Annotated in this window: 19 protein-coding genes; 5 read left to right on the forward strand and 14 right to left on the reverse strand. The window is 64.7% G+C overall.

Annotated features, from left to right (window positions below):
- Positions 1-113: 113 nt before the first annotated feature.
- From ccoP (RTI28_RS01730) to ccoN (RTI28_RS01765), 8 genes are all read right to left on the reverse strand, one after another.
- A complete protein-coding gene (gene ccoP / locus RTI28_RS01730) occupies positions 114-1094 on the reverse strand; it encodes a cytochrome-c oxidase, cbb3-type subunit III (RefSeq protein WP_316918843.1) in 981 nt (326 codons plus the stop codon).
- Positions 1091-1288 (reverse strand): CcoQ/FixQ family Cbb3-type cytochrome c oxidase assembly chaperone, encoded by a 198-nt coding sequence (locus RTI28_RS01735; protein ID WP_028945389.1) that lies wholly within the window; start codon positions 1286-1288, stop codon positions 1091-1093. Before RTI28_RS01735 ends, ccoP (RTI28_RS01730) begins: the two co-directional genes overlap by 4 nt.
- 5 nt (positions 1289-1293) lie before the next feature.
- Positions 1294-1902: a cytochrome-c oxidase, cbb3-type subunit II gene (gene ccoO, locus RTI28_RS01740; RefSeq protein WP_042123307.1), complete on the reverse strand. Its 609-nt coding sequence runs from the start codon at positions 1900-1902 to the stop codon at positions 1294-1296.
- Positions 1902-3344, reverse strand: a complete 1443-nt coding sequence (gene ccoN / locus RTI28_RS01745) for a cytochrome-c oxidase, cbb3-type subunit I (RefSeq protein ID WP_316918844.1) — start codon at positions 3342-3344, stop codon at positions 1902-1904. The genes ccoO (RTI28_RS01740) and ccoN (RTI28_RS01745) overlap by 1 nt, the downstream gene beginning before the upstream one ends.
- Positions 3345-3836: 492 nt before the next feature.
- On the reverse strand, positions 3837-4772 hold the full coding sequence (gene ccoP, locus RTI28_RS01750; RefSeq protein WP_316918845.1) for a cytochrome-c oxidase, cbb3-type subunit III: 936 nt from the start codon (positions 4770-4772) through the stop codon (positions 3837-3839).
- The gene (locus tag RTI28_RS01755; protein WP_042123314.1) at positions 4769-4966 is read right to left on the reverse strand and encodes a cbb3-type cytochrome oxidase subunit 3; all 198 of its coding nucleotides are present in this window, start codon (positions 4964-4966) and stop codon (positions 4769-4771) included. Before RTI28_RS01755 ends, ccoP (RTI28_RS01750) begins: the two co-directional genes overlap by 4 nt.
- A gap of 5 nt (positions 4967-4971) precedes the next feature.
- Positions 4972-5580, reverse strand: coding sequence for a cytochrome-c oxidase, cbb3-type subunit II (ccoO, locus tag RTI28_RS01760; protein ID WP_042123315.1), 609 nt, complete (start codon positions 5578-5580; stop codon positions 4972-4974).
- 10 nt (positions 5581-5590) lie between these two features.
- Positions 5591-7015 (reverse strand): cytochrome-c oxidase, cbb3-type subunit I, encoded by a 1425-nt coding sequence (gene ccoN, locus RTI28_RS01765; protein WP_316918846.1) that lies wholly within the window; start codon positions 7013-7015, stop codon positions 5591-5593.
- A 49-nt stretch (positions 7016-7064) separates the two neighbouring features.
- Here ccoN (RTI28_RS01765) and RTI28_RS01770 point away from each other — a divergent pair, with 49 nt between their 5' ends.
- Positions 7065-7766: an alpha/beta family hydrolase gene (locus RTI28_RS01770; RefSeq protein WP_316918847.1), complete on the forward strand. Its 702-nt coding sequence runs from the start codon at positions 7065-7067 to the stop codon at positions 7764-7766.
- Positions 7767-7910: 144 nt separating this feature from the next.
- Here the strand turns inward: RTI28_RS01770 and RTI28_RS01775 are convergent, their stop codons facing one another.
- The gene (locus RTI28_RS01775) at positions 7911-8195 is read right to left on the reverse strand and encodes a pyrimidine/purine nucleoside phosphorylase (RefSeq protein WP_316918848.1); all 285 of its coding nucleotides are present in this window, start codon (positions 8193-8195) and stop codon (positions 7911-7913) included.
- 74 nt (positions 8196-8269) lie between these two features.
- Positions 8270-8821, reverse strand: coding sequence for an exonuclease domain-containing protein (locus RTI28_RS01780; RefSeq protein WP_316918849.1), 552 nt, complete (start codon positions 8819-8821; stop codon positions 8270-8272).
- A gap of 169 nt (positions 8822-8990) precedes the next feature.
- Between RTI28_RS01780 and RTI28_RS01785 the strand changes: the two genes are divergently transcribed.
- Positions 8991-9794, forward strand: coding sequence for a substrate-binding periplasmic protein (locus RTI28_RS01785; RefSeq protein WP_401257297.1), 804 nt, complete (start codon positions 8991-8993; stop codon positions 9792-9794).
- 17 nt (positions 9795-9811) lie between these two features.
- Here RTI28_RS01785 and RTI28_RS01790 read toward each other — a convergent pair whose 3' ends face one another.
- The 4 genes from RTI28_RS01790 to dsbD form a co-directional block, all read right to left on the reverse strand.
- Entirely contained in the window at positions 9812-10357 is a 546-nt protein-coding gene (locus RTI28_RS01790) for an RNA polymerase factor sigma-70 (RefSeq protein ID WP_042123324.1), read from the reverse strand.
- Positions 10358-10723: 366 nt separating this feature from the next.
- Entirely contained in the window at positions 10724-11482 is a 759-nt protein-coding gene (dsbG, locus tag RTI28_RS01795) for a thiol:disulfide interchange protein DsbG (protein WP_316918850.1), read from the reverse strand.
- Positions 11479-12324, reverse strand: a complete 846-nt coding sequence (locus RTI28_RS01800) for a TlpA disulfide reductase family protein (protein WP_316918851.1) — start codon at positions 12322-12324, stop codon at positions 11479-11481. The genes dsbG and RTI28_RS01800 overlap by 4 nt, the downstream gene beginning before the upstream one ends.
- Positions 12324-14048: a protein-disulfide reductase DsbD gene (dsbD, locus tag RTI28_RS01805; RefSeq protein WP_410478938.1), complete on the reverse strand. Its 1725-nt coding sequence runs from the start codon at positions 14046-14048 to the stop codon at positions 12324-12326. The genes RTI28_RS01800 and dsbD overlap by 1 nt, the downstream gene beginning before the upstream one ends.
- 165 nt (positions 14049-14213) lie before the next feature.
- On the opposite strand from dsbD, the gene RTI28_RS01810 reads away from it, so the two are divergent.
- From RTI28_RS01810 to RTI28_RS01820, 3 genes are all read left to right on the forward strand, one after another.
- Positions 14214-14897: a response regulator gene (locus RTI28_RS01810; RefSeq protein ID WP_316918852.1), complete on the forward strand. Its 684-nt coding sequence runs from the start codon at positions 14214-14216 to the stop codon at positions 14895-14897.
- Positions 14894-16219, forward strand: a complete 1326-nt coding sequence (locus tag RTI28_RS01815) for an ATP-binding protein (protein ID WP_316918853.1) — start codon at positions 14894-14896, stop codon at positions 16217-16219. The genes RTI28_RS01810 and RTI28_RS01815 overlap by 4 nt, the downstream gene beginning before the upstream one ends.
- Positions 16220-16300: 81 nt before the next feature.
- On the forward strand, positions 16301-17920 hold the full coding sequence (locus RTI28_RS01820; RefSeq protein ID WP_316918854.1) for a PvdJ/PvdD/PvdP-like protein: 1620 nt from the start codon (positions 16301-16303) through the stop codon (positions 17918-17920).
- Positions 17921-17937 lie beyond the last annotated feature (17 nt).

Below are 17937 nucleotides of genomic sequence, written 5' to 3' on the forward strand. Positions count from 1 at the left end.
GCTTTGCGGTCCTTCGCAGGCAAGCCAGCTCCTACAGATGTTCGGTATTGCAAGCCGGAAGAAAAAAGGCCCCACCAGTCTGCACTGACGGGGCCTCGGGTCAGCCGCGCGGCTTACTGCGCCTCGGCCGTTTTCTCTTCCTTGTGCGACAGGCTGTAGACGTAGGCCGCCAGCAGGTGGACCTTGTCGTTGCCCTGGATTTCCTGCTGCGCCGGCATCTGGCCCTGACGGCCGTAGCGGATGGTCTGCTGCAGTTGGGCGAAGCTGGAACCGTAAATGAACGCCTGCGGGTGGGTCAGGTTGGGCGCGCCCATCGCCGGGGTGCCTTTGCCTTCCGGACCGTGGCAGGCCACGCAGTTGGCGGCGAAGATCTTCTGCCCGTTGGCCGGGTCGGCCTTGGTGCCTTCCGGCAGGCTGCGGCCGTCGAGGTTGGTCAGGACGAACGCGGCGACATCCGCCACGCCCTGCTCGCCGATCACTTCGGCCCACGCCGGCATCACGCCGTGACGACCGGCCATGATGGTCTGCTTGATGGTTTCCGGTTCGCCGCCCCAGCGCCAGTCGTTGTCGGTGAGGTTGGGGAAGCCGTAGGAACCCTTGGCGTCGGAGCCGTGGCAGACCGAGCAGTTGGAGGCGAACAGGCGACCGCCCATCTTCAGCGCTTGCGGGTCTTTTGCCACTTCTTCGATCGGCATGGCGGCGAACTTGGCGAAGATCGGTCCGAACTTGGCGTCAGCCCGAGCCATTTCCTTTTCCCACTCGTGGACGCCGGTCCAGCCGGCCTGGCCGTTGGCGAAGTCGCTCTTCTTCTCGGTGTCCAGGTACTGGTAGCCGGGCAGGATGCCCTTCCAGTTGCCCAGGCCCGGGTAGAGGGCCAGGTAGCCCAGGGCGAAGATGATGGTGCCGACGAACAGCATGAACCACCACTTCGGCAGCGGGTTGTCGTATTCCTCGATGCCGTCGAAGGAATGGCCGACGGTTTCCTCGGTGGTTTCGCTGCGCTGGCCCTTGCGGGTGGACAGCAACAGCCAGGTCAGGGCGAAGATGGTGCCCAGACTCAGAACGGTGACGTACAGACTCCAGAAGGTAGTCATTCGTTGTTACTCCTAGACGCTTTCGCTTGCGCTTGCTCGACGTGCTTGCTGGCCTCGGGATCATCCGCGAAGGGCAGCATGGTCGCTTCGTCGAACTCGGACTTGCGCCGAGAACTGAACACCCACAACGCCAGGCCGACGAAGGCCACCATCACCACGACGGTGCCCAGGCCTCGAATCATCCCGATATCCATCGCAGTCACCGTTTGCTTTTGATGATGGTGCCGAGGCCCTGGAGGTACGCGACCAGCGCGTCCATTTCGGTCTTGCCCTTGACCGCGTCGCGGGCACCGGCGATATCCGCGTCGGTGTACGGCACGCCCAGGGTGCGCAGGACCTCCATCTTCTTCGCGGTGTCCTTGCCGTCGAGCTTGTTTTCCACCAGCCACGGGTAGGACGGCATCTTCGACTCGGGAACGACGTTGCGCGGGTTGTACAGGTGCGCGCGGTGCCAGTCGTCGGAGTAACGACCGCCGACGCGGGCCAGGTCCGGACCGGTACGCTTGGAACCCCAGAGGAACGGATGGTCCCAGACGCTTTCACCGGCCACCGAGTAGTGGCCGTAGCGCTCGGTCTCGGCGCGGAACGGCCGGATCATCTGCGAGTGGCAGCCGACGCAGCCTTCGCGGATGTACACGTCGCGGCCTTCCAGTTCCAGCGCGGTGCGCGGCTTCATGCCTTCGACCGGCTTGTTGGTGACGTCCTGGAAGAACAGCGGGACGATCTGGGTCAGGCCGCCGATGCTCACGGCGATGACCATGAAGAAGGCCAGCAGGCCGATATTCTTCTCGACTACTTCGTGCTTCATCAGTGCGCTCCCACGACGACGATCTGTTCGGCGGCCTTGGCTTCGGCCGAGTTCGCTGCGCGTACGGTGCGCAGGACGTTCCAGGCCATCAGCAGCATGCCCGAGGCGAAGAACGCACCGCCCAGGGCACGGACGATGTAGCCAGGGTGGCTGGCCTGCAGGGCTTCGACGAAGGAGTAGGTGAGGGTGCCGTCATCGTTGATCGCACGCCACATCAGGCCCTGGGTGATGCCGTTGACCCACATCGAGGCGATGTAGAGCACGGTGCCGATGGTGGCGAGCCAGAAGTGCGCGTTGATCAGGCCGACGCTGTGCATCTGCGCGCGGCCGTAGAGTTTCGGAATCATGTGGTACACGGCGCCGATGGAGATCATCGCGACCCAGCCGAGGGCACCGGCGTGTACGTGGCCGATGGTCCAGTCGGTGTAGTGGGACAGCGAGTTGACGGTCTTGATCGCCATCATCGGACCTTCGAAGGTCGACATGCCGTAGAACGCCAGGGAGACCACGAGGAAACGCAGGATCGGGTCGGTGCGCAGCTTATGCCAGGCGCCGGAGAGGGTCATCATACCGTTGATCATGCCGCCCCAGCTCGGTGCCAGGAGGATGATCGACATCACCATGCCCAGCGACTGCGCCCAGTCCGGCAGGGCGGTGTAGTGCAGGTGGTGGGGACCGGCCCAGATGTACAGGGTGATCAGCGCCCAGAAGTGGACGATGGACAGGCGATACGAGTAGATCGGGCGCTCGGCCTGCTTCGGTACGAAGTAGTACATCATGCCGAGGAAGCCGGTGGTCAGGAAGAAGCCTACGGCGTTGTGGCCGTACCACCACTGGATCATCGCGTCGGTAGCGCCGGAGTAGGCCGAGTAGGACTTGAAGAAGCTCACCGGCAGCGACATGTGGTTGACGATGTGCAGCATCGCGGTGACCAGGATGAAGGCACCGTAGAACCAGTTGCCGACGTAGATGTGCTTGGTCTTGCGCTTGACGATGGTGCCGAAGAACACCACGGCGTAGGTCACCCAGACGATGGCCAGCAAAATGGCGATCGGCCATTCCAGCTCGGCGTATTCCTTGGTGGTGGTGTAACCCATGGGCAGGGTGATCAGCGCGCCGACGATGACCGCTTGCCACCCCCAGAAGGTGAAGGCCGCGAGGCTGTCGGAGATCAGTCGGGTCTGGCAGGTTCGCTGCACGACATAGTAGGAGGTGGCGAACAGTGCACAACCGCCGAAGGCGAAGATCACCAGGTTGGTGTGCAGGGGGCGCAGGCGTCCAAAGCTCGTCCACGGCAGGTCAAGGTTCAGGTGTGGCCAGACCAGTTGCGAGGCGATGAAGACACCGAGGCCCATGCCAAGGATCCCCCAGACCACCGTCATGATGGCGAACTGGCGGACGACCTTATAGTTATAAGCAGTCGGACTGATTGCTGTGCTCATTTCCAAGGTTCCACGGTTTTTAGGTGTTTTTGTAGGTAGAGAAATCGGCGCAAGTATCTACAGGCAGTGTGGGTATTGCAACGCAAGGGGGCCTGCCCCACACCATGCCAGAGCCTTTGTTCCGGCTCTTCCGATCAGTCTGCCGCGAAAATTGTACACAATAATCAATTCTTTATGTGCACCATTTTTATTGTGGATTGCACGCCAAACAAGGCTCTCGAAGCCGGCGGGGCGCCGCGTTGTCGCCCCGTGAAAAACAGGGTGACGCAGGCAGACATCGGCTTTGCGCCAGGGCGACGAGGGCTATGGACCAGACACCGGTGCATGCGCGACATCGCTTCCCGCCACATGAGGAAACAAGCTTAGTCTCGTTCGAAGGGGGTGCAAGGCAGGGGGCACAAGGGGTGCGACACTCTGTCGCAAGGGGAGAAGGGAACCGCCGCGCCCAGGTTGGCGCGGCGGTTTCAGTCAATGCTCAGATGGACTGATGTATCACTGTGCAGAAGTCTTGTCGCCTTGCTGCGAAAGGCTGTAGACGTAAGCGGCGAGCAGGTGGACCTTGTCGTTGCCTTGAATGTCCTGCTGGGCAGGCATCTGGCCCTGACGACCGTAGCGGATGGTCTGCTGCAACTGGGCGAAGCTGGAACCGTAGATGAACGCCTGCGGGTGGGTCAGGTTCGGCGCGCCCATGGCCGGGGTACCTTTGCCTTCGGCTCCATGGCAGGCCACGCAGTTGGCAGCGAAGATCTTCTCGCCGTTGGCTGCATCGGCCTTGGTGCCTTCCGGCAGGCTGCGACCATCGAGATTGGTCAGGACGAAGGCGGCCACGTCGGCCACGCCCTGCTCACCGATGACTTCCGACCAGGCCGGCATCACCCCGTGACGACCGAGCATGATGGTGGTCTTGATGGTTTCCGCCTCGCCGCCCCAGCGCCAGTCGCTGTCGGTCAGGTTGGGGAAGCCGTAGGAGCCCTTGGCGTCGGAGCCGTGGCACACGGCGCAGTTGGAGGCGAACAGGCGACCGCCCATCTTCAGCGCCTGCGGATCCTTGGCCACTTCTTCCACCGGCATGGCGGCGAATTTGGCGAAGATCGGTCCGTACTTGGCGTCGGCGCGCTCCATTTCCTTCTGCCACTCGTTGGTCCCGGTCCAGCCATTCTCATAGCCGGGCAGGATGCCTTTCCAGTTGCCCAGGCCCGGGTAGAGCACCAGGTAGCCGGCGGAAAACACCAGGGTGCCGACGAACAGCCAGAACCACCAGCGCGGCAGCGGGTTGTCGTATTCCTCGATGCCATCGAAGGAGTGGCCCATGGTCTGGTCGGTGCTGCCGGGTGTCTCGCCCTTGCGGGTGGACAGCAGCAACCAGGTCAGGCCGATCAGGCTGCCGATGGTCAGTACGCTGATGTACGTACTCCAGAAGGTGGTCATTGCCGGTTACTCCTCAAGGCTTTTTCTTTTTCGGCGCTTGGCAGGCGCTCGTCGGCGAAGGGCAGCAGGGCCGCTTCGGCGAATTCACGGTCACGGCGACGGTTGAAGACCCAGAGCGACAGGCCGATGAAGGCGATCGCCACCACCAGGGTGCCGAGACCGCGCAACTGGCCGATATCCAGGGTGAAATCCATGGCGCTTACCTCTTGTTCTTGATCGCGGTGCCGAGCACCTGCAGGTAGGCGACGAGCGCGTCCATTTCGGTCTTGCCTTTCACCGAGGCGACGGCACCGCTGATGTCGTCATCCGTGTAGGGCACGCCGAGGCTGCGCATGGCTTTGATCTTGGCTTCGGTGTGGCTGGTATCGACCTGTTGCGCGACGAGCCACGGGTAGGATGGCATCTTCGACTCCGGCACCACGTTGCGCGGGTTGTACAGGTGCGCACGGTGCCAGTCGTCGGAGTAGCGGCCGCCGACGCGGGCCAGGTCCGGACCGGTACGCTTGGAACCCCACAGGAACGGGTGGTCCCAGACGCTCTCGCCGGCCACCGAGTAGTGGCCGTAGCGCTCGGTCTCGGCGCGGAACGGCCGGATCATCTGCGAGTGGCAGCCGACGCAGCCTTCGCGGATGTAGATGTCGCGGCCTTCCAGTTGCAGCGCGGTGTAGGGCTTCATGCCTTCCACCGGCTTGTTGGTGACGTCCTGGAAGAACAGCGGGACGATCTGGGTCAGGCCGCCGATGCTCACGGCGAAAACCATCAGCAGCACCAGCAGGAAGACGTTTTTCTCGATCACTTCGTGTTTCATGTCCTACTCCTCAGGCCAGCTGCGCGGTTGCGTCTGCGGTTGCCGGCGCCGGGGCACGCACGGTGCGCCAGGTGTTCCAGGCCATCAGCAGCATGCCGGTCAGGAAGATCGCACCGCCGACGAAGCGCACGATGAAGCCTGGGTGGCTGGCCACCAGGGTTTCCACGAACGAGTAGGTCAGCGTGCCGTCGGCGTTGACCGCGCGCCACATCAGGCCCTGGGCGATACCGTTGACCCACATCGAGGCGATGTAGAGCACGGTGCCGATGGTGGCGAGCCAGAAGTGCGCGTTGATCAGGCCGATGCTGTGCATCTGGGTCCGGCCGAAGACTTTCGGAATCATGTGGTACAGGGCGCCGATGGAGATCATCGCGACCCAGCCGAGGGCACCGGCGTGTACGTGGCCGATGGTCCAGTCGGTGTAGTGGGACAGGGCGTTGACGGTCTTGATCGCCATCATCGGACCTTCGAAGGTCGACATGCCGTAGAACGCCAGCGAGACCACGAGGAAGCGCAGGATCGGGTCGCTGCGCAGCTTATGCCAGGCGCCCGAGAGGGTCATCATGCCGTTGATCATGCCGCCCCAGCTCGGTGCCAGCAGCACCAGGGACATGATCATGCCCAGCGACTGTGCCCAGTCCGGCAGCGCGGTGTAGTGCAGGTGGTGCGGACCGGCCCAGATGTACAGGGTGATCAGCGCCCAGAAGTGCACGATGGACAGGCGATACGAGTAGACCGGACGTTCGGCCTGCTTGGGCACGAAGTAGTACATCATCCCGAGGAAGCCGGCGGTGAGGAAGAAGCCCACGGCGTTGTGGCCGTACCACCACTGCACCATGGCGTCGGTGGCGCCGCTGTACAGCGAGTAGGACTTGGTCAGGCTGACCGGCAGTTCCAGGTTGTTGACGATGTGCAGCATCGCCACGGTGAGGATGAACCCGCCGAAGAACCAGTTGCCGACGTAGATGTGCTTGGTGTTGCGCTTTATCAGCGTCCCGAAGAACACCACGGCATAGGCCACCCAGACGATGGTGATCAGGATGTCGATCGGCCATTCCAGCTCGGCGTATTCCTTGGAGCTGGTGTAACCCAGCGGCAGGGTGATGGCGGCCAGCAGGATCACCAGTTGCCAGCCCCAGAACGTGAACGCCGCGAGGGCGGGCGCGAACAGGGTGGTCTGGCAGGTACGCTGCACCGAGTAGTACGAGCTGGCGAACAGCGCGCAACCACCGAAGGCGAAGATCACCGCGTTGGTATGCAGCGGGCGCAGGCGCCCGAAGCTGGTCCAGGGAAGGTCGAAGTTGAGGGCTGGCCAGACGAGTTGCGCGGCGATGAAAACGCCGAGCCCCATCCCGACGATTCCCCAGATCACCGTCATAATGGCGAATTGGCGGACCACCCTGTAGTTGTAGGGGGTACTGCTGGTTGTGTTCATGTATGGGTTCCCATCCACGGTTATAGGCAGGCTAAACAGCGAGGCAAGCATGATTAATGGGCAGGTCGCCGGTATTGACGGGGATCAATTGGCGGCAAGGGCGAACGTGCGGGGGTGGTTGTGGAATGCCCCGCAAAATCAGGCAGATGGCGGTTTGCGGGGTTGTCTGATCCTGGCCCACGGCGCGGGGGCGCCGATGGACAGCGGGTTCATGCAGGACATGGCGCAAAGGCTTGCCGGGCAAGGGCTTGGCGTGCTGCGCTTCGAGTTTCCCTACATGGCCGACCGGCGGGTCACGGGTGGCAAAAGGCCGCCAAATCCGCAGGCGGTGCTGCTGGAGTGCTGGCGCGAGGTGTGGCGGGAGGTGCGACCATTGGTCGCTGGGCCGCTGGCCATCGGTGGCAAGTCCATGGGCGGGCGCATGGCCAGCCTGCTGGCGGATGAACTGGCGGCGGATGCGCTGGTGTGCCTGGGGTATCCGTTCTATGCCGCGGGCAAGCCGGAGAAGCCGCGGGTGGCGCATCTGGCGCAACTGAAGACGCCGACCCTGATCGTCCAGGGCGAGCGCGATGCGTTGGGGAATCGGGAGACGGTGGAAGGGTACGAACTATCGCCGGCGATCACGCTGCGCTGGCTGACGGCGGGGGACCATGACCTCAAGCCGTTGAAGGCTTCGGGGTTTACGCATGAACAACATCTGCAGACGGCGGCACAGCAGGTGGCGACCTTCCTGGGCCCGCGAAGGGCCTGATTCTGCGTTGTACTTTGGGACCGCTATGCGGTCCTTCGCGGGCAAGCCACGCTCCTACGGGATGGCGCGTTGCCTTTGTAGGAGCTGGCTTGTCGTGTGACGAACCACTGCGAAAGGACCGCAAAGCGGTCCCAAAATCTACGATCAGTCGCGGTACTCGCACAGGTAAGCGGTATCCACCGCCACCTTCAGCTGGAACTTGGCATTGGCCGGTACATTGAACTGGCTGCCGGCGGAGAAGGTTTCCCAGTTGTCGCTGTCCGGCAGCTTGACGGTCAGGGCGCCGGCGACCACGTGCATGATTTCGCGCTGGGAGGTGCCGAACTCGTATTCGCCCGGGGCCATCACGCCGACGGTAGCCGGGCCTTCAGCGGTGCCGAAAGCGATCGATTTGACCGTGCCATCGAAGTACTCGTTGACTTTGAACATGGGCGACTCCTGAAAAGAAAGGGACCAAAAAGGCCGGCCAGTATGCCCAAGCCCGTTGGCCCCGTCATCCGCTTTCAGGAGCCCTGCAACGGCAGTGTCAGCGGTAGCAGACGCGCGGTGTTGCGCGCGTCTTCCAGGGCTCGGTGCTGCTGGCCGCTGAACTGCAGGCCAGCCAGTTGCAAGGCCCCGTTCAGGCCCAGCGGTCGCTGCAGATGGCGGGCCTTGGCGAAGCGCTGCTTGAGGTTGAGATGGGGCAGTTGCGCCAGCAGGCTGTCGAGGCCGTTGGCCTGCCATTCCTGGAGCAGTTGCTTGCGGTCGTAGTCGCCCCAGCTGGTCCAGCCTTCCAGGCGCGGCTGGTAGTGTCCGAGCCAGCGCTCGAACTGCGCCCAGACTTCGCCGAACGGCGCCGCCGCATCGACGTTGGCCTGGCTGATGTGGGTCAGCTCGCGGCAGAAGGGGGTGAGCTGCGGACGCCGGCGCGGTTTGACGAAACGCTGGAAATGATCGACTTCGCGCCCCTCGCGATTGACCAGGCTGGCGCCGATTTCGATGATTTCCATATCCGTGATCGGCCAGCCGCCGTCGTCGGTGGTGGCTTCCAGGTCGATGACCAACCAATGGCCCATAACTGATTCCCTGACAAGATGTCGTCCAAGCGTAGCCAAACACGGTCGATGGCGATATCCCATGGCATTTTGCCCAGATGCTGGAAAATGGCGCATGCAACGGGTTGTACTACCCTGGGAAAACGCCTAGCTTAGTCGGATCCAGGTCCGAATCCTTGAGAGTGTTGCCTTGATTCCAGCGCCAATACCGCGGGTATTGCCTTCGTTGTTGTGTTTTGTCCTGGCCTGGCAGGCCGATGCGGCTTTCGCCGTCGATACCGTCGAAATCAGGATCGGCGCGGCGCACTTTCCGCCTTATACCGTGCGTCCCGAGCAGGGCGCCGATACCGGTTTGCTGCCGCAGTTGGCCGAAGCGCTGAACCAGGCGCAGAACCGTTTCCATTTTGTCCTCGTGCCCACGTCGATCCCGCGGCGCTTCCGCGATTTCGAGCAGGGCCGGGTGGACATGGCGATCTTCGAGAATCCCGAGTGGGGCTGGCAGAGCATTCCCCATGTGGCTGTCGACATGGGGCTGGAGGATGCCGAGGTATTCGTCACCCGCCGCATCGCCGGACGTGACCAGCGCTACTTCGACGAGCTGAAGGGCAAGCGCCTGGCGCTGTTCAGCGGTTACCACTACGCCTTCGCCGATTTCAATCCCGACCCGCGCTACCTGGCCACCACCTACAACGCCACGCTGACCTATTCCCACGACAGCAACCTGCTGATGGTGCAGCGCGAGCGTGCCGATATCGCGCTGGTCACCCGCTCGTACCTGAGCGACTACGAGGTGCGCAACCCGGACAGTGTCGGGCAGTTGCTGGCCTCAGAGCGGATCGATCAGGTCTATCACCACTACGCGCTGCTGCGTCCGCAGGCGAAGATCAGCGGGCAGGAGTTCGCCGCGCTGCTGAATCAACTGCGCCAGAGCGGCGAGTTGCTGAAGATCTTCAAGCCCTATCAGATCCAGGTGATCGAGCCCCACGGTCACTGAGCGGGCGCCGCGGCAGCTCAGTTCGCGTGGCCGGCGCTGCGGGCGCTGGAGACCTTGCGGCAATGCACCAGGGCATCGCGGATCATGAAGTTGACCAGGGTCGGGGAGACGCCGAGTTCCTTGGCGATGTCCTTTTGCGGCACGCCATGCAGGCGGTACATCTCGAAGGCGTAGCGGGTCCGCGGTGGCAGTTCGCCAAGGGCCTCGGCGATATGTTCGAGGGTGGCGAAGTTGATATGCGCGGCCTCGGGCGAAGCGCCCTGGACGACCACGTTCAGACCTTCCTCTTCACTGCCCGAATATTTCATCTCCATCGCCTGCTTGCGGTAATGGTCGATAGCCAGGTTGCGCACGATCTGGAACAGATAGCTCAGCTGCGCCTTGAACGAGGAGGTGATCTGGGGCGCTGAATTGAGCCGGAAGAAAGCGTCCTGCACCACATCCTCGGCGCGTGAGCGGCAGCCGGTGATGCGCGCCGCGATCTTGACGAGAATGCTGCGGTTGTCGACGAACGCTTGGAGTAACGGTGAATCGCACTTACCTGTGGATAGTTGTTCCGCCATGGAAATCACCTTTTCTCTAAGTGGATAGCGAACCTTGCCGTGTGGGGCGGTTCGCTGCGACGTGCGACAAACTAGTATTAATGATAATTATTGTCAATTGCGAAAGTTAATAAGTCCCTATGTGATTTTGTTCTAAGCCAATAACTGTGAACGCGCGCACCAAACCATGGGTGCTCTGCTCTGGCGAAGAGCCGCGTCATAGAGGCGTTGCGCTGCTGGTGCGGGTAGGGCGCTCCGTTATCGCACAGGCAGGTGACGAATCTGTGCCATCACCGGCGATGCGGGACGAAGGGAAAAAAATGCCGCCTGGACGGCGGCCAAGCAACCCGGAGCGAAGCTGAGTTCGCTCCGGGCGGGAGGAGGGGGTCAGCGCTTGCCGAGGATTTTGCCGAGCATGTCCGGACGCGGCGCGCCCTGTTGCTGCTGCAGATGCTGCTGGTCGTCGAGGTAGAAGATCGCCGGGGTGGCGGACAGGCCCAGTTCTTCCATCAGTGCCTGGTTGGCGGCGAGTTTCGCCTCGACCTGCGCCGGGATGCTCTGCAGTGGCTTGAGCGTGCTGGCCTTGCCGGCCTTCTCGTGCTCGAGCAGGGCCTGTTGCGGGTCCTTGGCCGCGAGCAGGGCGGCGGACTTGCCCGGGCTGTCGGCGCGGATGATGCCGACCATGATATGGCGCAGTTGCACCTTGCCCGACTCGACCCAGGGCCGCGCCTGTTCCCAGAACATATTGCAGTACGGGCAGTTGGGATCGCTGAACAGGTAGACGATGCGTGGCGCGTCGGCCTTGCCATCGGCGATCCAGGCGGATTTCTCCATCTTCGCCCAGACCTCCTTGGCCATCGGCGCGTAGACCAGTTGCTCCAGCGGCTTTTCGCTGAGGTCCTGGCCGTTTTCGTCGAACAGGCTGCCGACCAGCACATGCTTGCCATCCGGCGTCAGGTACAGGGCCACGCCACGGTTCTGGAACTGCGCGGCATAGCCTTTCAGGCCATTGGGGGCATCGAAGCTGCCGACGACCTTGGCGCCCTTGGCTTCGATCTGGCGCACGGCATTCGGCAGTTCTTCGGCCTGCAGCAGCGGGCTGGCGAACAGGCCCAGGGCCAGGCTCAGGGACAACGGGATTCTCATGGTGCATTCCTTGTGGCGGGCGTGGTGAGCGGCTGCAGCTCGTCATCCAGGGACTGCAGCGCGTGACGCAGGCTGGCACGGGACAGCTCGCCGAGATGGCTGCCGACCAGACGGCCATCGGCGTCGTAGAACAGGGTGGTGGGCAAGGCCATCGAGCCGACCTGGGCGGCCAGCTGGCCGCCGGCATCGAACAGCACATGGGACAGGTTGAGGCCGGTGGTGGCGAGGAAGTTGGTGACGATCTGCGGCGTCTCGCCCTGGTTGACGAACAGGAAGGTCACGTTCGGGTATTCGTGCTGGGCCTGTTGCAGCACCGGCATTTCCCGCCGGCACGGCGGGCACCAGGTGGCCCACAGGTTGACCACCAGCGGCTTGCCGCGATGACTGTCGAGCGCCACTTCCTGGCCGCGGGCATCCTTCAGGTTGAGTGCCGGCAGTTGCGTGCCCTGTTCATAGAGGTGGCTGGCCCAGCTGGCCAGGATCCAGAACAACGCGCCACTGCCCAGGCCCCAGCCCAGCGGCCGGCGGCGCGCCGGTTTGCGCCAGGCGGTCCACAGCGCGCCGAGGAGTACGGTGAACAGGCCGACCCAGGGCAGGAAGCCGCCGTCGCGGATATCGACGATCTGCAGCAGGTCGTCGCGGTACATGGGCCAATAGGCGATGACGAAGCCGACACGGGCGCTGACCAGGCCGACGATGAACAGGTTGAACAGCGAGGACTCGGGATTGTCGCCGCCGCGCCTGGCCACGCGCCAGCCGACCAGGGTCGCCAGGCCCAGGGCCAGGAGCAGCAGCAGGTGATCCAGGGCCAGGGCGATCGGGCCGATATTCACTGTCAGCATCAGCCTTCGCTCCGGACTGCGTTCCAGTGTTTCAAGAAGGTCGCGGCATCCACCTCGCCGACCAGGCGCCGCGTGCGGCGTTCTTCGCCGTCCGGGCCGATCCACAGCATGCTCGGCGGCCCGGGGACCTGGTAGCGCTTGAGCAGTTCGCGGGCGGGCGTGGCATCGGCGGTGACGTCCAGGCGGATCAGGCGTACTCCGTCGAGGGCGTCAAGGACATCGGTACGGGCGAACACCTGCTGCTCCATGACCTTGCACGACACGCACCAGTCTGCGTAGTAGTCGAGGAACACCCACTGGCCCTGGCTGCGCGCGGCGTCCAGTTCGGCCTGCAGGGCTTGCGGGGTGCTGACGGTGGTGAAGGCGTCATGGCTGGCCGCAGCGCTCGCGCCGGGGCCACCACCACCGGTATAGGGCGCCAGTGGCCGCCACGGATCGCTGCCACCGCCGGCCGCGCCGACCAGCGCCAGCGCGCCCCACAGCCCGGCGACCAGCAGGACCGGTTGCACGGCGCGCCAGCGGCTCAGTGCCGGCCAGGCGCTCCAGGCCAGGGCCAGCAGCCAGGCGCCGGCAAGCGCCAACCACAGGCTCGGCGCGAGCACCACGCGCAAGGTGTACAGGGCCATGGCGAGGAAGACGAAGCCGAAGAACGCCTTGACCAGGTTCATCCAGTTGCCGGGACGGGGCAGGTAGCGGTTGCCCAGGGTCACCAGCAGCAACAGCGGCAGGCCCATGCCCAGACCGAGGCTGAACAGCACCAGGCCACCGTGTACGGCATTGCCGCTCTGGGCGATATAAAGCAGGGCGCCGGCCAGCGGCGCGGTCATGCACGGCCCCATGAGCAGGCCGGACAGTGCGCCGAGCAGCGCCGCGCCAAGCAGGTTGCCGCCGCGGGTGTGGCTGCCGGCACGCTCCAGGCGGTCGCGCAGGAACATCGGCAACTGCAGCTCGAACGCGCCGAACATCGGCAGCGCCAGCAGGACGAACAGCGCCGCCAGGCTGCCCAGCAGCCAGGGTTGCTGCAGCCAGGCCTGGAGGTTGGCGCCGAGCAGGGCGGCGATCACCCCGAGCGCGGCATACACCAGCGCCATGCTCAGCACGTAGGTGCCGGCCAGGACCCAGCCGCGCCGGCTGCTGGCGTTGTTGCCCATGACCAGCCCGGCGAGGATCGGCAGCATCGGCAGCGAGCAGGGGGTGAAGGCCAGCAGCAGGCCGAGGCCGAAGAACACCAGCAGGCCCCAGCCCAGATGCTGCTGTTGCAGGGTCCCGGCCAGGGCCTGGTCGTCGGCCTGGGCGCTGGCGTCGGGGCTGGCGCCGCCGAGCTCGACCACGTTGGTTTGCGGCGGATAGCACAGGCCGGCATCGGCACAGCCCTGCCAGCCCATGCGCAGGGTGCCGCGGGCCGTGGCGGGCAGCAGCAGTTCGAGTTCGCCGCGGTAGACCGGCTGGTCGCCGAAGAATTCGTCGTGATGGTCCTGGGCGACCGGCAGTGGCGGGAGCTGTTCCGGCGTCAGGCCGTCGAACTTCAGGCGCTTCTGGTACAGGTAGTAGCCGTCGCTGATCGCCCAGTGCAGGCGGGTCTGGCCGGAGGGCAGGCGTTCGCTGGAAAAGACGAAGGCCTTCTCCACTGGAAGAAAGTCGCTCTGGGCGAATGGATTGGCGAAGGTCTGCGCCAGGCTCAGGGAACTGAACAGGCAGAGCAAGCCCAGGATCAATGCACGCATATCGAAGCCTTGGAATGTCATCAGCGGCCAAGGCTGAACAGCCTGGATTAACCCAGGGTTAAGCCGTCGGCCGGCAGGCGACGGGGCCCGCGGGGCAGGGCATAATCCCGGGTTAATCCTGTTCTGGCCCAATGCGGGCTTTCCCGCCGATGACCGACTCCGCCCATGCATGTACTGCTCTGTGAAGACGATGACCTGATCGCCAGCGGCATCATTGCCGGCCTCAGCGCCCAGGGTCTGACCGTGGACCGCGTGGCCAACGCCAGCGCGGCGCGGGCGATGCTCCAGGCCGCGCATTTCGATGTGATGGTGCTCGACCTCGGCCTGCCCGACGAGGACGGTCTGAAGCTGCTGCAACGCCTGCGCCAGCAGGGCCACAGCCTGCCGGTGCTGATCCTCACCGCGCGCGACGCGGTGACCGACCGCGTCGACGGCCTGCAGGCCGGCGCCGACGACTACCTGCTCAAGCCGTTCGACCTGCGCGAACTGGCGGCGCGCCTGCACAGCCTGGTGCGGCGCATGGCCGGGCGCTGCGTCAACATCATCGAGCACGGTCCGCTGAGCTTCGATCCGAGCAGTTGCGAAGTCAGCCTCGGCGGCCAGCCGGTGGACCTGTCGCGGCGCGAGCAGGCACTGCTCCAGGCCCTGCTCAACAACCCCGGACGGGTGCTGTCCAGCGAGCAGCTCAAGGACAGCGTCTACGGCTTCAGCGACGAAGTGGAAAGCAACGCCCTCAACGTGCATATCCACCATCTGCGGCGCAAGCTCGGCAACGGCATCGTCGAGACCGTGCGCGGCCTCGGCTATCGCCTGGGCCCGGCGCAATCGCCGGAGGAGGCCCGGCAATGAGCCTGCGCCTGCGCCTGAGTCTGATCCTCGGCACCGCCTTCGTGCTGATCTGGGCGCTGGCGGCGGCCTGGATGCTGCGCGACCTGCGCCAGCAGATGATGTTCTCCCTCGACCAGCGCCTGGTGGCCTCGGCGCGGATGGTCGCCGGGCTGATCGACCAGTTGCCGCAGCCACTGACCAGCCAGGGCGAGGGCACCCGTCTCAGTGCCGACCAGTTGAGCGTGCCGGATGGCATGGCCTGCCAGGTCACTTCCCTGCGCGGCGAGATCCTGGCCCGAAGTCACCACAATCCCGACCAGCACCTCGACGATGGCCAGGGCGGTTTCCATGACCAGATGATCGACGGTGCGCGCTGGCGCAGCTTCACCTTCGTCCATGACGACATTCGCATCACCACGGCGGACCGTCATCTGGAGCGCGAAGCGCTCAACCGCTCGATCCTGCTGGCCGCCTCGGCACCGGTGCTGGTGGCCTTGCTCGGCAGCCTGGGGCTGCTGTGGATCGGTATCGGCAAAGGCCTGGCGCCGCTGAACTGGATGCGCGAGGCCCTGCGCCGACGCAGCCCGGATTCGGTCGAGCCGTTGCAGATCAAGGCGGTGCCCAGCGAGCTGCAGCCGTTGCTGGATACCCAGAACCAGCTGTTCCTGCGCATCGGCCAGACCATCGAGCGCGAGCGGCGCCTGACCGGCGACGCGGCCCACGAACTGCGCAGCCCGCTGACCGCGATCAAGACCCACCTGCAGGTGGCGCGGATGACCGACGGCCTGGTCCGTGAACAGGCACTGGCCCATGCCGAGGAGGGTGCCGACCGCCTGCATCGGACCCTGGAGCAGTTGCTGTTGCTGGCGCGGGTCGAGGGCAGCCTGTCCTTCGACGATGGTGTGCAGTGCAGTGCCGACCAGGTGGCCAGGCAGGCCATCCAGGACACCGGCGACGACCGGCGCATCGTCCTCCATGCGCCACCGCGGGCCGCCGAGGTGTTGCTGGACATGCCCGGCGCCCTGGCCGTGGCGGCGCTGCGCAATCTGCTGGACAACGCCCTGCGCCACAGCAGTGGCGAGGCGCCGGTAGAGCTGGAACTACAGGTGGAGGAGACACGGGTCGGTTTCCTCGTGCGCGACCATGGCCCGGGGATTCCCGAGCAGGACCTGCAGCACCTGACCCAGCGTTTCTGGCGCAATGGGCATAGCGAGGGCAGCGGCCTGGGCCTGGCCATCGTCCAGGCCATCGTGCAGCGCTGTGCCTGTTCGTTGAACTTCGAAAGCCGCGCCGATGGCCTGCGGGTGTTGTTGCAGATGCCGTTGAAGACAGCCTCCTCGTAGGCGCGCCAGCCCTAAATTTCCTCGCCAGCCCAACGTTCTAGCTTGGACATAAGCAGTTTCCATGGCTGGCACGGGTGGGGAATGACGATATCGCGGCGAGGGTTCATAGCAGGGTTGGCGGTGACGGGCGCAGCGGTGCCGGCGGTGTATTACGCCCACAAGAAGCTGACCCACGACCCCGAGGATGATGTCGTCACCCCCGGCGAAGCCAGCGTCGAGCTTGCGGACATCGCCGGCCAGCAACTGGCCAACCAGTTGCGCGGTGTCTGGGACATCCGCTTCACCGGCGCCGACGGCGGCCTGCCCGACCAGCCCCGTGAAGGTGTGCAGCTCTACCTCGATATCGCCGCCAAGGGGCGCGGCCTGCGTGGCGTGCTCGGCACCCGCGAGAACCTCGAACAACCCGGTCCGGCCGCCTACCGCGTGCTCGGCGACCTGGTCGGCGCCTCGACCGCCCAGGTGCGCTGGCGCCTGTTGAGCAACCTGGGCGGGGTGGGCTTCGAATGCGTCGCCACCCTCGACGAAGTCTGGGGCGAGTTCGGCAATGCCGGCAGCGGCACCCTCAGCGGGCGCCTGCAGCGTCTCGATCGCTCCATGGCCCTGCCGCTGCAGGACAGCCATTTCGTCGCGGTGAAGCGGATGTTTCCCGAGGCCCGCGAGCGCATTGCCTACACCCCGGAACTGCGTGCCTGGCTGATCGACGCCGAGCACCGGCTGTTCCATCAGCTCTGGCATGCGACCCGGGACAAGTGGCACAACCTTTCCGAGGAAAAGCATGGCGCCCTGCGCGGTCTTGGCTGGCAGCCCGGTCCGCGGGACAAGGAGCGCGACGCCCGTGGTCCGCGCAAGCACCGCAATGGCTCCGGGGTGGACTTCCTGTTCATGCACCGGCATATGCTCAACGCCGCGCGGACCTTCCAGCCGCTGCCGTCGTGGCCGCACTTTCCGCTGCCGCAGCCGAACGTGGAGTACGACCGCCACGGCTTCGCCCGTTACTTCGACAACCATGATGGCTACAGCGTCCCGCCCACCTGGTTGGCGCCAGGGGACGACGACTACAGCCAGTGGGTTGCGGCGATCAAGGCGCGGGAGACGTTCTGCAGCAACTTCCAGGTCTGGGAGTCGCAGTACCAGGACCCGCTGTACCTGTCGAAGATGACCCTGGGTCAGTTGGGCTCGGAACTGGAGATGAACCTGCACGACTGGCTGCACATGTGCTGGGCTTCGGTGCCGCGTGACCCGTCGAACAGCGCCCCGGTGCCGTTCGCCCGCGACCCTTCGGACTTTGCCGCACGCTGGTACGGTGCGTCGAACGACTTTCTCGGCGATCCGTTTTCATCCCATGTGAACCCGGTGTTCTGGGGCTTCCATGGCTGGATCGACGACCGTATCGAGGACTGGTACCGCGCCCACGAGCGGCACAATCCGGGGCAGTTGCAGCGCTTGCAGGTCAATGGCGTGCAGTGGTTCGCGCCGGGGCGCTGGAATGAAGTGGAGGATCCGTGGCTGGGCCCGAGCACCCATGGCTGCAGCACCACGCCGGGGATGTTCCCGGGCAAGTCGGTGGAGATGGATATCGAGACCATGAAACTGGCGCTGCGCATCGTCTTTGCCGAGGAGGACGTTCTCGCGCCGCTGTTCAAGCGGGTGCCGCAGCGGCCCTGGTATGCGCGGCATCTGTCGATGAAAGGGATTGTCTAGGGGGCCGCAAAGCGGCC

It is taken from the genome of Pseudomonas sp. zfem002 (assembly GCF_032621685.1).
Lineage (GTDB): Bacteria > Pseudomonadota > Gammaproteobacteria > Pseudomonadales > Pseudomonadaceae > Aquipseudomonas > Aquipseudomonas japonica.

What these genes read in the sequence shown, in the direction of transcription:
- RTI28_RS01770 (WP_316918847.1), top strand. Translation starts at nt 7,065, where the DNA reads ATGATTAATGGGCAGGTCGCCGGTATTGACGGGGATCAATTGGCGGCA.
- RTI28_RS01780 (WP_316918849.1), bottom strand. Translation starts at nt 8,821, where the DNA reads ATGGGCCATTGGTTGGTCATCGACCTGGAAGCCACCACCGACGACGGC.
- ccoN (WP_316918844.1), bottom strand. Translation starts at nt 3,344, where the DNA reads ATGAGCACAGCAATCAGTCCGACTGCTTATAACTATAAGGTCGTCCGC.
- RTI28_RS01810 (WP_316918852.1), top strand. Translation starts at nt 14,214, where the DNA reads ATGCATGTACTGCTCTGTGAAGACGATGACCTGATCGCCAGCGGCATC.
- ccoO (WP_042123307.1), bottom strand. Translation starts at nt 1,902, where the DNA reads ATGAAGCACGAAGTAGTCGAGAAGAATATCGGCCTGCTGGCCTTCTTC.
- RTI28_RS01775 (WP_316918848.1), bottom strand. Translation starts at nt 8,195, where the DNA reads ATGTTCAAAGTCAACGAGTACTTCGATGGCACGGTCAAATCGATCGCT.
- dsbD (WP_410478938.1), bottom strand. Translation starts at nt 14,048, where the DNA reads ATGCGTGCATTGATCCTGGGCTTGCTCTGCCTGTTCAGTTCCCTGAGC.
- ccoN (WP_316918846.1), bottom strand. Translation starts at nt 7,015, where the DNA reads ATGAACACAACCAGCAGTACCCCCTACAACTACAGGGTGGTCCGCCAA.
- RTI28_RS01735 (WP_028945389.1), bottom strand. Translation starts at nt 1,288, where the DNA reads ATGGATATCGGGATGATTCGAGGCCTGGGCACCGTCGTGGTGATGGTG.
- RTI28_RS01815 (WP_316918853.1), top strand. Translation starts at nt 14,894, where the DNA reads ATGAGCCTGCGCCTGCGCCTGAGTCTGATCCTCGGCACCGCCTTCGTG.
- RTI28_RS01820 (WP_316918854.1), top strand. Translation starts at nt 16,301, where the DNA reads ATGACGATATCGCGGCGAGGGTTCATAGCAGGGTTGGCGGTGACGGGC.
- RTI28_RS01755 (WP_042123314.1), bottom strand. Translation starts at nt 4,966, where the DNA reads ATGGATTTCACCCTGGATATCGGCCAGTTGCGCGGTCTCGGCACCCTG.
- ccoP (WP_316918845.1), bottom strand. Translation starts at nt 4,772, where the DNA reads ATGACCACCTTCTGGAGTACGTACATCAGCGTACTGACCATCGGCAGC.
- dsbG (WP_316918850.1), bottom strand. Translation starts at nt 11,482, where the DNA reads ATGAGAATCCCGTTGTCCCTGAGCCTGGCCCTGGGCCTGTTCGCCAGC.
- ccoP (WP_316918843.1), bottom strand. Translation starts at nt 1,094, where the DNA reads ATGACTACCTTCTGGAGTCTGTACGTCACCGTTCTGAGTCTGGGCACC.
- ccoO (WP_042123315.1), bottom strand. Translation starts at nt 5,580, where the DNA reads ATGAAACACGAAGTGATCGAGAAAAACGTCTTCCTGCTGGTGCTGCTG.
- RTI28_RS01790 (WP_042123324.1), bottom strand. Translation starts at nt 10,357, where the DNA reads ATGGCGGAACAACTATCCACAGGTAAGTGCGATTCACCGTTACTCCAA.
- RTI28_RS01800 (WP_316918851.1), bottom strand. Translation starts at nt 12,324, where the DNA reads ATGCTGACAGTGAATATCGGCCCGATCGCCCTGGCCCTGGATCACCTG.